At 58.5% G+C, this 14,777-nt stretch carries 12 protein-coding genes; 9 read left to right on the top strand and 3 right to left on the bottom strand.

The window, feature by feature from the left end; genetic code table 11:
- Positions 1-442 precede the first annotated feature (442 nt).
- The 6 genes from fadB (at position 443) to ACA052_RS20085 (ending at position 7,908) form a co-directional block, all read left to right on the top strand.
- Positions 443-2,590, top strand: a complete 2,148-nt coding sequence (gene fadB, locus ACA052_RS20110) for a fatty acid oxidation complex subunit alpha FadB (protein ID WP_497646466.1) — start codon at positions 443-445, stop codon at positions 2,588-2,590.
- A 32-nt stretch (positions 2,591-2,622) separates the two neighbouring features.
- Positions 2,623-3,798 (top strand): acetyl-CoA C-acyltransferase FadA, encoded by a 1,176-nt coding sequence (fadA, locus tag ACA052_RS20105; RefSeq protein WP_008028488.1) that lies wholly within the window; start codon positions 2,623-2,625, stop codon positions 3,796-3,798.
- 99 nt (positions 3,799-3,897) lie between these two features.
- A complete protein-coding gene (locus tag ACA052_RS20100; protein WP_497646465.1) occupies positions 3,898-4,134 on the top strand; it encodes a DUF1653 domain-containing protein in 237 nt (78 codons plus the stop codon).
- Between the two features lie 114 nt (positions 4,135-4,248).
- Positions 4,249-6,879: a type I DNA topoisomerase gene (gene topA / locus ACA052_RS20095; protein WP_497646464.1), complete on the top strand. Its 2,631-nt coding sequence runs from the start codon at positions 4,249-4,251 to the stop codon at positions 6,877-6,879.
- A 164-nt stretch (positions 6,880-7,043) separates the two neighbouring features.
- Positions 7,044-7,568: a DUF6586 family protein gene (locus ACA052_RS20090; RefSeq protein WP_497646463.1), complete on the top strand. Its 525-nt coding sequence runs from the start codon at positions 7,044-7,046 to the stop codon at positions 7,566-7,568.
- A 106-nt stretch (positions 7,569-7,674) separates the two neighbouring features.
- Positions 7,675-7,908, top strand: a complete 234-nt coding sequence (locus tag ACA052_RS20085) for a hypothetical protein (RefSeq protein ID WP_497646462.1) — start codon at positions 7,675-7,677, stop codon at positions 7,906-7,908.
- A gap of 93 nt (positions 7,909-8,001) precedes the next feature.
- Here the strand turns inward: ACA052_RS20085 and sulA are convergent, their stop codons facing one another.
- A complete protein-coding gene (gene sulA, locus ACA052_RS20080; RefSeq protein WP_497646461.1) occupies positions 8,002-8,475 on the bottom strand; it encodes an SOS-induced cell division inhibitor SulA in 474 nt (157 codons plus the stop codon).
- Positions 8,476-8,485: 10 nt separating this feature from the next.
- Positions 8,486-9,094, bottom strand: coding sequence for a transcriptional repressor LexA (gene lexA / locus ACA052_RS20075; RefSeq protein ID WP_497646460.1), 609 nt, complete (start codon positions 9,092-9,094; stop codon positions 8,486-8,488).
- Between the two features lie 229 nt (positions 9,095-9,323).
- On the opposite strand from lexA, the gene ACA052_RS20070 reads away from it, so the two are divergent.
- The 3 genes from ACA052_RS20070 (at position 9,324) to ACA052_RS20060 (ending at position 11,948) form a co-directional block, all read left to right on the top strand.
- Positions 9,324-10,031, top strand: coding sequence for a TetR/AcrR family transcriptional regulator (locus tag ACA052_RS20070; protein WP_090182102.1), 708 nt, complete (start codon positions 9,324-9,326; stop codon positions 10,029-10,031).
- A 168-nt stretch (positions 10,032-10,199) separates the two neighbouring features.
- On the top strand, positions 10,200-11,198 hold the full coding sequence (nagZ, locus tag ACA052_RS20065; protein ID WP_497650364.1) for a beta-N-acetylhexosaminidase: 999 nt from the start codon (positions 10,200-10,202) through the stop codon (positions 11,196-11,198).
- Positions 11,199-11,210: 12 nt separating this feature from the next.
- Positions 11,211-11,948, top strand: coding sequence for an S-methyl-5'-thioinosine phosphorylase (locus ACA052_RS20060; RefSeq protein WP_497646459.1), 738 nt, complete (start codon positions 11,211-11,213; stop codon positions 11,946-11,948).
- 132 nt (positions 11,949-12,080) lie between these two features.
- On the opposite strand, the gene ACA052_RS20055 is transcribed toward ACA052_RS20060, so the two are convergent.
- Entirely contained in the window at positions 12,081-14,774 is a 2,694-nt protein-coding gene (locus ACA052_RS20055) for an SNF2-related protein (RefSeq protein ID WP_497646458.1), read from the bottom strand.
- Positions 14,775-14,777: the final 3 nt, after the last annotated feature.

Raw genomic sequence — 14,777 nt, 5'->3', positions numbered from 1 at the left:
GGTAATTCGTTGTGGGCAAGATCTTACGCCGGGCATTCGCCAAAAGCGTTCATATTTTTTCTCGTGTTCCCGCCAGCGTAGCCTGTTAAACAAAGGCTGCAGCGAATTAGGGCGACTTTTCTAACTATTGATTCTATGAATGGCCTCACATGCAGCCGCGTGTTGCAGGGCTTCGCGGTACGGAAATGACCGGAAAGTCGCATTTCAACCCGCATTTTGGGCGATTGACAATTGCCGGAAATTCCGTGAAGGTGACGTACCCAAATCAAACGGGCGTATGAATTGAGCGTTTGTATTTCAGATCGCTCCTACAGAATCCCGACTATCGCGTTGGAGGGTGTGCCGGGTGGATTGGCGTAGCATCAGACGTTAAACGTCCTGCCGAGCCATTCGCCTGCGTCCGACGTGTACTGTTCAGCTTCCATATCGTGGAGATCAGTTGATGATTTACGAAGGTAAAGCCATCACGGTTAAGGCTCTTGAAAGTGACATCGTCGAATTGAAATTCGACCTCAAGGGTGAGTCCGTCAACAAGTTCAACCGTCTAACCCTGAACGAACTGCGTCAGGCCGTAGACACTATCAAGGCAGATGCTTCGATCAAGGGTGTGATCGTCAGCAGTGGCAAGGACGTGTTCATCGTCGGCGCCGACATCACCGAATTTGTCGAGAACTTCAAGCTGCCTGATGCAGAGCTTGTTGCAGGCAACCTCGAAGCCAACAAGATTTTCAGCGATTTCGAAGACCTCAACGTCCCGACTGTCGCCGCGATCAATGGCATCGCCCTGGGTGGCGGTCTGGAAATGTGCCTGGCGGCGGACTACCGCGTCATGTCGACCAACGCCAAGATCGGTCTGCCGGAAGTCAAGCTGGGCATCTACCCGGGCTTCGGCGGTACCGTGCGCCTGCCGCGCCTCATCGGTGCCGACAATGCCATCGAGTGGATTGCCGCCGGCAAGGAAAACCGTCCTGAAGACGCGCTGAAAGTCGGCGCCGTCGATGCAGTGGTTGCTCCCGAGAAGCTGCAAGAAGCTGCCCTGGAGCTGATCAAACGCGCCATTTCCGGCGAGTTTGACTACAAGGCCAAGCGTCAGCCGAAGCTGGAAAAGCTGAAACTGAACGCGATCGAACAAATGATGGCTTTCGAAACCGCCAAAGGTTTCGTGGCCGGTCAAGCTGGCCCGAACTACCCGGCGCCGGTTGAAGCGATCAAGACCATCCAGAAAGCCGCGAACTTCGGTCGCGACAAAGCGCTGGAAGTCGAAGCCGCCGGTTTCGTCAAGCTGGCCAAGACCTCTGCCGCGCAGAGCTTGATCGGTCTGTTCCTGAACGACCAGGAACTGAAGAAAAAGGCCAAGGCCTACGACGAAATCGCCAAGGACGTGAAGCAGGCTGCCGTATTGGGCGCCGGCATCATGGGTGGCGGTATCGCTTATCAGTCGGCTTCCAAAGGCACGCCGATCCTGATGAAAGACATCAACGAGCACGGCATCGAGCAAGGTCTGGCGGAAGCCGCCAAGCTGCTGGTGAGTCGCGTTGATAAAGGTCGCATGACCGCTGCGAAAATGGCTGAAGTGCTCAACGGCATTCGTCCGACCCTGTCCTACGGTGATTTTGGTCACGTTGACCTGGTCGTCGAAGCAGTCGTCGAGAACCCGAAGGTCAAGCAAGCCGTTCTGGCCGAAGTGGAAGACAAGGTCAAAGAGGACACCATCCTCGCGTCCAACACCTCGACCATTTCCATCACCTTGCTGGCCAAGGCCCTCAAGCGTCCGGAAAACTTCGTCGGCATGCACTTCTTCAACCCGGTGCACATGATGCCGCTGGTTGAAGTGATTCGTGGCGAGAAGTCCAGCGAGCTGGCCGTTGCCACCACCGTTGCCTACGCCAAGAAAATGGGCAAGAACCCGATCGTCGTCAACGACTGCCCGGGCTTCCTGGTCAACCGCGTACTGTTCCCGTACTTTGGCGGTTTCGCCAAATTGGTCAGCGCCGGTGTGGACTTCGTCCGTATCGACAAGGTCATGGAAAAATTCGGCTGGCCAATGGGCCCGGCATACCTGATGGACGTGGTCGGCATCGACACCGGTCACCACGGTCGTGACGTAATGGCTGAAGGCTTCCCGGACCGCATGAAAGACGATCGCCGTACGGCCATCGACGTGCTCTACGAAGCCAAGCGCCTGGGCCAGAAGAATGGCAAGGGTTTCTACGCCTACGAGACCGACAAGAAAGGCAAGCAGAAGAAAGTTGCCGATCCATCGGTACTGGAAGTGCTCAAGCCGATCGTCTACGAGCAGCGCGAAGTCACTGACGAAGACATCATCAACTGGATGATGATCCCGTTGTGCCTGGAAACCGTACGTTGCCTGGAAGACGGCATCGTCGAAACTGCTGCCGAAGCCGACATGGGTCTGGTCTACGGTATTGGTTTCCCTCCATTCCGTGGCGGTGCGCTGCGCTACATCGATTCGATCGGTGTTGCAGAGTTCGTTGCCCTGGCTGACCAGTACGCTGATTTGGGCGCGCTGTACCACCCGACCGCAAAACTGCGTGAAATGGCCAAAACCGGCCAACGGTTCTTCGGTTAAGCGTCCCAACACTTGAGCGAGAGTGAAATTTTATGAGCTTGAATCCAAGAGACGTCGTGATTGTCGACTTCGGTCGTACTCCGATGGGCCGCTCCAAGGGCGGCATGCACCGCAACACCCGCGCCGAAGACATGTCGGCGCACCTGATCAGCAAATTGCTGGAACGCAACGTCAAGGTCGACCCTAACGAAGTCGAAGACGTGATCTGGGGCTGTGTAAACCAGACCCTGGAGCAGGGCTGGAACATCGCTCGCATGGCCTCGCTGATGACGCAAATCCCGCACACCGCTGCCGGCCAGACCGTCAGCCGTCTGTGCGGCTCGTCGATGAGCGCTTTGCACACTGCTGCGCAAGCAATCATGACCGGCAACGGTGACGTGTTCGTCGTCGGCGGCGTCGAGCACATGGGCCACGTGAGCATGATGCACGGTGTCGATCCGAACCCGCACATGTCCCTGTACGCGGCAAAAGCCTCGGGCATGATGGGCCTGACCGCTGAAATGCTGGGCAAAATGCACGGCATCACTCGCGAACAACAGGACGCGTTCGGCGTGCGCTCCCACCAGCTCGCCCACAAGGCAACGGTGGAAGGCAAGTTCAAAGACGAAATCATCCCGATGCAGGGCTACGACGAGAACGGTTTCCTGAAACTGTTCGACTACGACGAAACCATTCGTCCGGAAACCACTCTGGAAAGCCTGGCGGCATTGAAGCCAGCGTTTAACCCGAAGGGCGGCACCGTGACAGCCGGCACTTCGTCGCAAATCACCGATGGTGCTTCGTGCATGATCGTGATGTCGGCACAGCGTGCACAGGACCTGGGCATCCAGCCTCTGGCGGTGATTCGCTCGATGGCAGTGGCAGGTGTGGACCCGGCAATCATGGGCTATGGTCCAGTACCGGCCACACAAAAAGCACTGAAGCGCGCGGGTCTCGGCATTAACGATATCGACTTCTTCGAGCTCAACGAAGCTTTCGCCGCACAGGCCCTGCCAGTGCTGAAAGATCTGAAAGTGCTCGACAAGATGAACGAGAAGGTTAACCTGCACGGCGGCGCGATCGCCCTGGGTCACCCGTTCGGTTGCTCCGGTGCCCGTATCTCCGGCACTTTGCTGAACGTGATGAAGCAAAATGGCGGCACCTTCGGGGTAGCCACCATGTGCATTGGTCTCGGCCAAGGCATCTCCACCGTCTTCGAACGCGTTTAAGCGATCCGTTGATGGAAGCCGGGGCCAAGTGCCCCGGTTTTTGTTTTTCTGAATTTATTTTTGTTTTTATTTTGAAAAGATTTGAGTGAGGGCCAAAGCATGCCGATACAACCTGGGCTCTACCAACATTACAAAGGTCCGCAGTACCGTGTATTCAGTATTGCGCGGCATTCGGAAACCGAAGAAGAAGTCGTCTTCTACCAAGCCCTGTATGGCGATTACGGCTTTTGGGTACGTCCCTTGAGCATGTTCCTGGAGTCGGTCGAGGTTGACGGCGAACAGGTGCCGCGCTTTGCTTTGGTGCAAGCCGAACCGAGCCTTTTTTCGAAGGTATAAGCTGAGTGCGCGCAAGACCCTGCGCTTGACCTCACCTTGTAGCCACTATATATAGCGGTGCCGCGTCAGGCGCCAACCGCCTTTCACTTCTAGAATTCAGGAATTTTCTGATCCATGGGCAAATCGCTGGTCATTGTGGAATCCCCGGCTAAGGCCAAGACCATCAACAAGTATCTGGGTAACCAATACGTGGTGAAGTCGAGTATCGGCCATATCCGAGACCTGCCCACCAGCGGTTCGGCTAGCGCCAGCAAAGAGCCAGCCGCCAAGCGCGGCAAGGCTGCCGCGGGTGAAGGTCCGGTGCTCACGCCAAAAGAGAAGGCGCGCAAACAGCTCGTTTCCCGCATGGGTGTCGATCCTGATCATGGCTGGAAAGCCAAGTACGAGATCCTCCCCGGCAAGGAAAAGGTTATCGAAGAGCTGCGCCGGCTCGCCAAAGATGCTGACACCATCTATCTCGCAACCGACTTGGATCGCGAGGGGGAAGCCATTGCCTGGCACCTGCGCGAAGCCATCGGTGGCGACGACAGCCGCTACAAGCGCGTGGTGTTCAACGAAATCACCAAGAAGGCGATTCAGGAAGCGTTCTCCAAGCCGGGTGAGCTGGACATCGATCGTGTCAATGCCCAACAGGCGCGTCGTTTCCTCGACCGTGTGGTGGGTTACATGGTTTCGCCACTGCTGTGGTCCAAGATCGCCCGTGGCCTGTCTGCCGGTCGCGTGCAATCGGTTGCCGTGAAGCTGGTGGTCGAGCGTGAGCGCGAAATTCGTGCGTTCAACCCGGAAGAATACTGGGAAGTGCACGCCGACCTCGGCACCGCCAAGGGCGCTACTGTGCGCTTCGACGTGGCTCGCGAGAAAGGCGAAGCCTTCAAGCCGCTCAACGAAGCCCAGGCCATGGCCGCGCTGGAGAAGCTCAAGGCTTCCAGCTACAGCATCGTCAAACGCGAAGACAAGCCAACCAGCAGCAAGCCGTCGGCACCGTTCATTACTTCCACCCTGCAACAGGCTGCAAGCAACCGCCTGGGCTTCGGTGTGAAGAAAACCATGATGATGGCCCAGCGTTTGTACGAAGCCGGCTACATCACGTATATGCGTACCGACTCCACCAACCTCTCGGTTGATGCAGTGGCAATGGCGCGCACTTATATTGAAGGCGAGTTCGGCAAGAAGTACCTGCCGGAAACCCCGAACGTCTACAGCAGCAAGGAAGGCGCACAAGAGGCTCACGAAGCGATTCGTCCGTCCGACGCCAACACCGAGCCAAGCAAGCTGTCGGGCATGGAGCGCGACGCGGAGCGGCTCTACGAGCTGATCTGGCGCCAGTTCCTCGCCTGCCAGATGCTGCCGGCCCAATACCTGTCGACCACGGTCACGGTGGGTGCCGGTGACTTCGAGCTGCGCGCCAAGGGCCGCATCCTGAAGTTCGATGGTTACACCCGCGTGATGCCGCAAATTGCCAAGCCAGGCGACGACGACGTGCTGCCCGATATGGCCCAGGGCGACGCGATGAAGCTGATCAAGCTTGATCCGACCCAGCACTTCACCAAGCCGCCTGCGCGTTATTCGGAAGCCAGCCTGGTTAAAGAAATGGAAAAACGCGGCATTGGTCGTCCTTCGACCTACGCAGCGATCATTTCGACCATCCAGGACCGTGGCTATGTAGCGCTGCATAACCGTCGTTTCTATTCGGAAAAGATGGGTGACATCGTTACCGAGCGTCTGGCCGAGAGCTTCTCCAACCTCATGGACTACGGCTTCACCGCCGGCATGGAAGAGAATCTCGATGATGTGGCTCAGGGCGAGCGCGACTGGAAGAATGTTCTCGACGAGTTCTACGGGGACTTCAAGAAGAAGCTCGAAGTAGCCGAAAGTGCCGAAGGCGGCATGCGCGCCAACCAACCGGTAATGACGGACATTCCGTGCGTGGTGTGCGGTCGCCCGATGCAGATTCGTACCGCATCGACCGGCGTGTTCCTCGGTTGCTCGGGCTACAGCCTGCCACCGAAAGAGCGCTGCAAGGCTACCGTTAACCTGGTGCCGGGCGACGAAATTGCCGCGGACGACGAAGGTGAGTCGGAGTCGCTGGTGCTGCGTGGCAAACACCGTTGCCCGATCTGCAGCACCGCGATGGACGCTTACTTGCTCGACGAGAAGCGCAAGCTGCACATTTGCGGCAACAACCCGGATTGCGACGGCTACGAAATCGAAGAGGGTACTTATCGCATCAAGGGCTACGAAGGTCCGAGCCTGGAGTGCGACAAGTGCGGCAGCGAGATGCAACTCAAGACCGGCCGGTTCGGCAAGTTCTTCGGTTGCACCAACGCGACCTGCAAGAACACCCGCAAGCTGCTGAAAAGCGGTGATGCAGCGCCGCCGAAAATGGATCCGGTGAAAATGCCTGAGCTGAAATGCGAAAAGGTCAACGACACCTACATCCTGCGCGACGGGGCTTCCGGCCTGTTCCTGGCGGCCAGCCAATTCCCGAAAAACCGCGAGACGCGTGCCCCGCTGGTCATCGAAATTGTGCCGCACAAGGATGAGATCGATCCGAAGTATCACTTCCTCTGCGAAGCACCGAAGAAGGACCCGGACGGCCTGCCTGCCGTGATCCGTTACAGCCGCAAGACCAAAGAGCAATACGTTCAGACAGAAGTCGACGGTAAGCCGACTGGCTGGAAGGCGTATTACGACGGCGGCAAGTGGACCGTTGAAGACAAGCGTCCGGCGAAGGTCAAGGCTTAAATAGCTTTACTGTAGGAACGAGCTTGCTCCGTTGCACAAAAGGCCGCATGACAACCCTCGGGTTTTCATGCGGCCTTTTTGTTTTGGGGTTGCGGTGTGCTTGGGTGATCCATGACACTGTCCGACCTGCGTGAAGCAATTATTTCGTTGTGGAGGCTGCCGTCATGGCCCACGAACTCTATACCCGTACCAACCAGAAGATTTATTTCGCCGGCCTGTCGCTGGAAGCGCTCGCCAAAGCTGAAGAGGGGCGGGCGATGAATTCCCTGGCGCTGATTCAGGCAGGGCGTGAATCAGCGTTGTTTCACCTGTACGGTGCGCTGTTGGGGCTGTGCCATGAAATCGCCGGTTTCTATCGCTTGCCCCAAGCCAATGCGCCTCGTGCGGAATTGCTGCTGACTCGCGAAGTCCTGGAAACCATCGCTATTCCTGAAATGGCCGAGATGGTCGAACTGGCGCAGAACCCGGAAACATGGCTGGCCAAGCTGCTGGCGGCTCACTCAGCGCTGTTCCAGCCACCTCGTGCCCCGCGCAAACCCAAGGGCGACGTGACGCAACCGCTGATCGTGGCGGTTAATCTGGATGAGGTGGATGCTCCGGAGGAGTTGGGCCGGGAAGAGCTGGAGAGTTGGCGTCAGAACCTTAAAGGGCTGGCTATCCGGTTTCGTGAAGGCTTGAACGAGTGCTGATGACCGCAGTTCCAGTGGCGCGATTAAAAGTGCTGCTGGTCAAGATCATGAGCGAAGCCTGACCGATGCCTATATAATCCCCGCCTTTCGTGGAGAACAGACTTTTATGCCAACGTCCTTTCTAGAAATTGTCGAGTTGCCAGACGGCCGAATCGAGCTGCGCAGGGCTGAGGACGAGGGTTCTCTGGTTACTTTGGATTTCTCCAAGGATGCCAAAGAGTTCCTGCAAGGCCAGCACGTGGAAGTCGCAAAAGCGATGTTGAGCGTCGGCGTGCAGATGGCAGGACGTCTGGTTGAAGGCGATTTCAATACGGATGAGAGTGCTCGGGTTCTCCATTGATCCCGTTCGTCACTTTTTACTGATATCGCTACAGATTGGCTTCTCTATCCCTGGAGAAGCCCTGCGTCGTTCCTGTCGCACATGTTTTGTCCGTTACCCCAATCGAATATTCAAACTTTGTGCGTCCCCGGTGCGGGCTGCGCTGATCAACTGTTGCCGCGAGTTCGCGTTCAGTGGATTGAGCCAACTGACGACCGTGTGGCTGCGGCCCAGGCGCAAGGCTTCACACGTCAATTGCTGGGCGCTTTGGGTGCCGCGCGGTTGCAGCAGCAGGATGCGTTCGCGGTTAAGGCCAGCGTCCCGTAACCAGGCCTGAGTCAGGCTGGCGGGCGGGGCGATCAGTGTCAGCCAGCGCGCATCCTGATCCTCGCTCAGTTCCCTGAGGATCGGTGCCAGTAGGTTCAGGCAGTTCCCGGCCGCACCGCGCAACGACAATTCACTGAACACTTCAGGTTCAGCGATCCAGGGCGATTCGATCACGTCTTTCAGGATCGGCGCCAACGGCTGCACCATGAACGCCTCGAACAACGGCAGTTGGGCTTGCTGGGGTGTGTGCGGGAACTGCATAGAGCCTCCTTTAGCGGCGAATGACGCCGACACTCAAGCCTTCGATCACCAGTTCCTGATCTTTCAGGTCTACTTCGATAGGGGCGAATTCAGGGTTTTCGGCAATCAACCAGACTTTGCTGCCATCGCGCTTGAAGCGCTTGACGGTCACTTCGTCGCCGATCCGTGCAACCACGATCTGACCATTGCGGGCTTCACGGGTGGTATGGACTGCCAGCAGATCGCCGTCGAAAATGCCCACGTCCTTCATGCTCATGCCATGAACGCGCAGCAGGTAGTCAGCCCGAGGATGGAAGAAGGCAGGGTTGATGTTGCAGGATTCTTCGATGTGCTGCTGCGCGAGGATAGGCGCACCGGCAGCCACTCGGCCAATGATCGGCAGGGTGGATTCGTCGGCCTTGGCTTCGAAGCCGGGGATGCGGATCCCGCGGGAGGCGCCGGGCGTCATTTCGATTGCGCCCTTGCGGGCCAGCGCCTTGAGGTGCTCTTCCGCCGCGTTTGGCGACTTGAAGCCCAGCTCCTGAGCGATTTCCGCACGGGTTGGCGGGTAGCCGTTGTCTTCGAGGCAGCGTTTGATGAAGGCCAGAATCTCTGCTTGGCGTGGCGTCAGCTTTAGCATATTGATCGCTCTGTCTTTTTATACAGTGACTGGGATTATATACAGTGAAAGCGTCTTGGCAATGCCCCTTTTTTTGCCTGCCGCCGGACGGTCGATCAGCCTGCTGATTTACGCCTCGCCGTTGTATGGTTAAATAGCTGACCGACCATTCCCAAAACGAACTGCCAGGCTTGACAACGCACAGGCTGAAACGTATGTTTCAAACAAGTGTTTGTCAGGCGGAGTAGCCATGGCCCAGTCGGAAACCGTTGAACGCATTCTCGATGCTGCCGAGCAGTTGTTCGCGGAAAAAGGTTTCGCTGAAACCTCGTTGCGTTTGATCACCAGCAAGGCCGGTGTGAATCTCGCGGCAGTGAACTATCACTTCGGTTCGAAGAAGGCGCTGATCCAAGCGGTCTTCTCGCGCTTCCTCGGGCCGTTCTGCCTGAGCCTCGATAAAGAGCTGGAGCGGCGTCAGGCCAAGCCCGAAAACAAGCCGACACTGGAAGAGCTGCTGGAAATCCTCGTCGAACAAGCCCTGGTGGTCCAGCCACGCAGCGGCAATGATCTCTCTATCTTCATGCGCTTGCTGGGGCTGGCGTTCAGCCAGAGCCAGGGCCACTTGCGTCGTTATCTGGAAGACATGTACGGCAAGGTGTTTCGCCGCTACATGATGCTGGTCAATGAAGCTGCACCGCGTATTCCACCCATCGAACTGTTCTGGCGCGTGCATTTCATGCTCGGTGCCGCGGCGTTCAGCATGTCCGGTATCAAGGCCTTGCGCGCCATTGCCGAGACCGATTTCGGTGTCAATACGTCCATCGAGCAAGTGATGCGACTGATGGTGCCGTTCCTGGCCGCTGGCATGCGTGCCGAAACCGGCGTCACCGATTCGGCCATGGCCACCGCGCAATTGCGTCCGCGCAGCAAATCGGCCCCGGTTGCCGCCAAGGTTTAACCGCACGGGTGGGCGCGGCAGCTTACATCCGCTAAGCTAGCCGCCCATGCCGACTCTCGTTCTGAACCCGCTTCCCATTGTTATCGCCGACCTGCCGGGTACTGCCCATGGCGGCGAACGCGTGCGAGCCGGGTTTATCGTTATCAAGGAATCTCTATGACTGCTGGCCTGCAAGGCTCGTTGATGGTGGACGTCGCCGGTACCTGGCTGACGGCTGAAGATCGCCAATTGTTGCGCCAGCCCGAAGTGGGCGGCCTGATCATTTTTGCCCGTAATATCGAGCACCCGCGTCAGGTGCGTGAGCTGAGTGCTGCGATCCGTGCCATCCGCCCCGATCTGTTGCTGGCGGTGGACCAGGAAGGTGGACGGGTTCAGCGTCTGCGTCAGGGCTTTGTGCGACTGCCGGCGATGCGCGCCATCGCCGACAACCCGAATGCCGAATACCTGGCTGAACAGTGCGGCTGGATAATGGCGACTGAAGTCCTCGCGGTCGGCCTTGACCTGAGCTTCGCCCCGGTACTCGATCTGGACTACCAGCGCAGCGCCGTTGTCGGCACTCGCTCGTTCGAAGGTGACCCCGAGCGCGCAGCGTTGCTGGCCGGTGCGTTTATCCGCGGCATGAACAGCGCCGGCATGGCCGCCACCGGCAAGCATTTTCCCGGTCACGGCTGGGCCGAGGCCGATTCCCACGTCGCCATTCCAAATGACGAACGCAGCCTCGGCGAGATCCGCGCCAACGACTTGGTGCCGTTCGCCAGGTTGAGCAAGCAACTGGCCGCCGTCATGCCGGCCCACGTTATTTACCCGCAAGTCGACTCCCAACCTGCCGGGTTCTCTCGTCGCTGGTTGCAGGACATCCTGCGCGGCGAACTACAATTCGACGGTGTGATTTTCAGCGACGACCTTTCCATGGCCGGTGCCCACGTGGTTGGCGATGCCGCCAGCCGTATCGAGGCGGCGCTGACGGCCGGTTGCGACATGGGCCTGGTGTGCAACGATCGTGCGGCCGCGGAATTGGCCCTGAGCGCCGCCCAGCGTCTGAAGGTCAAACCCTCCGGGCGTATTGCGCGGATGCGCGGCCAGTCGTACGCCGGCACTGAATACCGTCAAGACCCGCGCTGGCTCACAGCCATTGGTGCACTCAAAGAAGCTCAACTGATTGAGTAAGGACTTCCCGTCATGACCGTTTACGCGATTATCGGTGGCACCGGCCTGACTCAACTCGAAGGCCTGAGCATTCGTCAGTCTCTGGCAGTGGACACACCCTATGGCGCTCCGTCGGCCGAGGTGCAGATCGGTGAATACGCGGGCAAGGAAGTGCTGTTTCTCGCACGCCACGGTCATCCTCACCGTTTTCCGCCGCATCAGGTGAACTACCGCGCCAACCTCTGGGCACTGAAACAGGCCGGTGCCGAAGCGATTCTCGCGGTCAACGCGGTCGGTGGGATTAATGCTGCGATGGGCACCGGGCATTTCTGCGTGCCCCATCAGTTGATCGACTACACCAGCGGTCGCGAACACACCTATTTCGCCGATAATCTCGAACAGGTCACCCATATCGATTTCAGCTATCCCTACAGCGAAGCCCTGCGCCAGCAGCTGATCTCGGCATTGGCGGCTGAAGGCGTTGGTTTTAGCCGTCAAGGCGTGTACGCCTGCACCCAAGGACCACGGCTGGAAACCGCTGGTGAAATCGCGCGACTCGAGCGTGACGGCTGCGACATTGTCGGCATGACCGGCATGCCGGAAGCGGCGCTGGCCCGTGAGCTGGAACTGGATTACGCCTGCCTGGCCCTGGTGGTGAATCCGGCGGCGGGCAAGTCGACGGCGGTGATTACCATGGCCGAGATCGAACAGGCGCTGCGTGACGGGATGGGGGCGGTGAAATCGGCGTTGGCGCGGGCGCTTAAGGCCTGAACAGGTTTTACACCGCGTTGACCCCTTCGCGAGCAAGCCCGCTCCCACATTCGACCTAACTCTTCCTAAAGAATACGGTCAAATGTGGGAGCGGGCTTGCTCGCGAAGGCGGCCTACCAGACGCCGCACATTTCAGCGCTTCTCCAGCTTATCCGGCAGCGGCGCAAACAACGCTTCAATGTCGTCACTCTGCAGCTTCCAGTCCCCGGTCTTGCGCCCATCTAGCACGCCTGCCGCCAGGTCGGATTTTTCTTTTTGCAGATGCTGGATCTTCTCTTCCACCGTGCCCCTGGCAATCATCTTGTAGACGAACACCGGTTTCTCCTGGCCGATGCGATAGGCGCGGTCAGTCGCCTGGTTTTCCGTTGCCGGGTTCCACCACGGATCGTAGTGAATCACCGTGTCCGCTTCGGTCAGGTTCAGGCCAACACCGCCGGCCTTCAAGCTGATCAGAAAAATCTGACGCTTGCCGCTCTGGAAGTCTTTCACGGGGGCGCGTCGATCGCGGGTTTGTCCGGTCAGCAACGCATACTCGACACCGCGTTTCTTCAGCTCGACCTCGATTAACGCGAGCATTGAAGTGAACTGCGAGAACAGCAGGATTCGCCGGCCCTCCTCGAACAGTTCCTCAAGCATTTCCATCAGGCTGTCGAGCTTGCCCGACGTGCTGCCACGAGTCGGCAGCACAGCGTCATTCACCAGCCGCAAATCGCAACACACCTGACGCAGCTTCAGCAGCGCCTCAAGAATGATGATCTGGCTGCGGGCCACGCCCTTGCGGGTGATCTCGTCGCGCACTTTCTTGTCCATGGCCAGGCGCATCGTTTCGTACACGTCGCGCTGGGCTTCATTCAGTTCGACCCAGTGAATGATTTCAGTCTTCGGCGGCAATTCCGTCGCGACCTGCTCCTTGGTCCTGCGTAGCAGAAACGGTTTGATCCGACCGTTCAGGTGCTGAAGTCGTACTTCACTGGCGCGCTTTTCAATCGGAACACGGTAATCGCGGTTGAAGCTTTTCACATCACCGAGCCAACCGGGCAGCAGGAAGTGGAACAGCGACCACAGCTCACCCAAGTGGTTTTCCAGTGGCGTACCGCTCAGGCACAAACGCTGGCGGGCATTCAGTTCGCGAGCAGCCTGCGCGGCCTTGCTGTTGGGGTTCTTGATGTATTGGGCTTCGTCCAGCACCAACACATGTAACGGCTGTGCGGCCAGGCGTTCGACGTCCTTGGGCAGCAGCGCATAAGTGGTCAGGATCAGGTCGTAATCGGACAGATTGTCGAAGTGTTTTTTACGGCTGGCGCCGTACAACGCCAGCACTTTCAGTTGCGGCGTGAAATGCGCCGCTTCGTCGAGCCAGTTGGGGATCAGGCTGGTGGGCATCACCACCATGCACGGTCGATCAAGGCGTCCGGCAATTTTCTCGCTAAGAACATGCGCCAGGGTTTGTAGGGTTTTTCCCAGGCCCATGTCGTCCGCGAGAATTCCACCGACTTCCAGTTGCCGCAACGACTGCATCCAGCTCAGGCCCTCCAGCTGATACGGACGCAACGTTGCATTCAAGCCTTCGGGCGCAGTGACAGTGAAGTCCTTGATGTCCCGCAGGCGCTGGGCAAACGTGCGGATCTGTTCGCCACCTTCCCACAGCAGCGGCATGCCTTCCAGCGGATTCAAACGTATGGCGTCGGCCTTGCTCAGGCGCAGCGCGGTTTCGCCGGGCCCTTGCAGATAGAACTCGCCGAGGGTCGCCAGCACCGGTTTCAAGCGGCCGAAGGGCAGGGCGACTTGCAACGGACCGTACTCGGAGTTCGGGCGATTTGGGATGTTCACCAGGATCAACTCGTCATCGCGCCGTCGGGCGAGGCGTTCCGGGTTGAGGATTTCGGTGTGGGAGCGCATCAGGTTCAACAGGATTGGCAACAAGCTCAGCCGTTCACCGTTAACGATGATCCCCAGCTCCAGATCAAACCAGTCACGTTCCGGTGCCTGCTCGACGGTGGCGTACCAGTCGTCCACGGCGGTCAGGTCGAAGCCGAATTCTTCGTCGATCTGCAACTCCCAGCCCTGGGCGCGCAGCTTCGGCAGTTCATTGAGGGTGAAGGTCAGCCAGGCACTGTCGTTGACCATCTCGAACAGCTCGCCGGCACTTTCCGGGAGGGCTTTGCTTTGTCGGGTGGCGACCTTGAAACCGAGGATTCTTAATTGTTCCCTGCAGGCCTGTTCGACTTCCGGGTGACGTTTTATCCGCAGGGTCTGTGTTTCCTGGCGGATCAGGATGTCGGCGTTCTTCTGCCCGGAAACGTATTCATCCAGATAGCTGAACGACAGCGCCGCGCGATGCTGGATGTAGCGTTGCATCTTGCCGTTGCGTGGTTCGAAGGCGCTGAACTCGATACTCGCCAGCCATAGGCGCGGCATCGGTTGCACGTTTTCCACCAACACTTGTGGCGGTGCTTTCGGGCTACGGTTTTCCAGCACGGCCTGAAGTTTTTCCAGTAGCTCGGCGTCCTGGGCGGCGGCGGGATAGGCCAGGGTTTCCTGAACCTTCAGCAGCACTGCCGCGCAATGTTTGCAGTTACTGTGGACGGGGCACGTGCACGTGGCGTCGACCATCAGCAAGGTGGCTTTGGCTGACTCGCGCAGGCGAATGGTCTGACGGTAAACGTTACCACCCGAGCCTTCGCAGGCGGCGATGATGGTGGCGTCGCCCACCTCGACGATCCTGACGCGATTCTCCAGCGCATAGCGTCGGCCGCGTTCCAGGCTTTGTTCCTTGAATCGGCTGACCCAGGAAGGCGCCAGGGGTTTGCTCAGGGTCGGGGGCATAAG

The organism is Pseudomonas sp. LBUM1644, assembly GCF_059716195.1.
This window is presented reverse-complemented; position numbering and strand designations above follow the sequence as displayed.

What these genes read in the sequence shown, in the direction of transcription:
- ACA052_RS20060 (WP_497646459.1), top strand. Translation starts at nt 11,211, where the DNA reads ATGACCGTTTACGCGATTATCGGTGGCACCGGCCTGACTCAACTCGAA.
- fadB (WP_497646466.1), top strand. Translation starts at nt 443, where the DNA reads ATGATTTACGAAGGTAAAGCCATCACGGTTAAGGCTCTTGAAAGTGAC.
- sulA (WP_497646461.1), bottom strand. Translation starts at nt 8,475, where the DNA reads ATGCAGTTCCCGCACACACCCCAGCAAGCCCAACTGCCGTTGTTCGAG.
- topA (WP_497646464.1), top strand. Translation starts at nt 4,249, where the DNA reads ATGGGCAAATCGCTGGTCATTGTGGAATCCCCGGCTAAGGCCAAGACC.
- ACA052_RS20070 (WP_090182102.1), top strand. Translation starts at nt 9,324, where the DNA reads ATGGCCCAGTCGGAAACCGTTGAACGCATTCTCGATGCTGCCGAGCAG.
- ACA052_RS20055 (WP_497646458.1), bottom strand. Translation starts at nt 14,774, where the DNA reads ATGCCCCCGACCCTGAGCAAACCCCTGGCGCCTTCCTGGGTCAGCCGA.
- ACA052_RS20100 (WP_497646465.1), top strand. Translation starts at nt 3,898, where the DNA reads ATGCCGATACAACCTGGGCTCTACCAACATTACAAAGGTCCGCAGTAC.
- lexA (WP_497646460.1), bottom strand. Translation starts at nt 9,094, where the DNA reads ATGCTAAAGCTGACGCCACGCCAAGCAGAGATTCTGGCCTTCATCAAA.
- ACA052_RS20085 (WP_497646462.1), top strand. Translation starts at nt 7,675, where the DNA reads ATGCCAACGTCCTTTCTAGAAATTGTCGAGTTGCCAGACGGCCGAATC.
- fadA (WP_008028488.1), top strand. Translation starts at nt 2,623, where the DNA reads ATGAGCTTGAATCCAAGAGACGTCGTGATTGTCGACTTCGGTCGTACT.
- ACA052_RS20090 (WP_497646463.1), top strand. Translation starts at nt 7,044, where the DNA reads ATGGCCCACGAACTCTATACCCGTACCAACCAGAAGATTTATTTCGCC.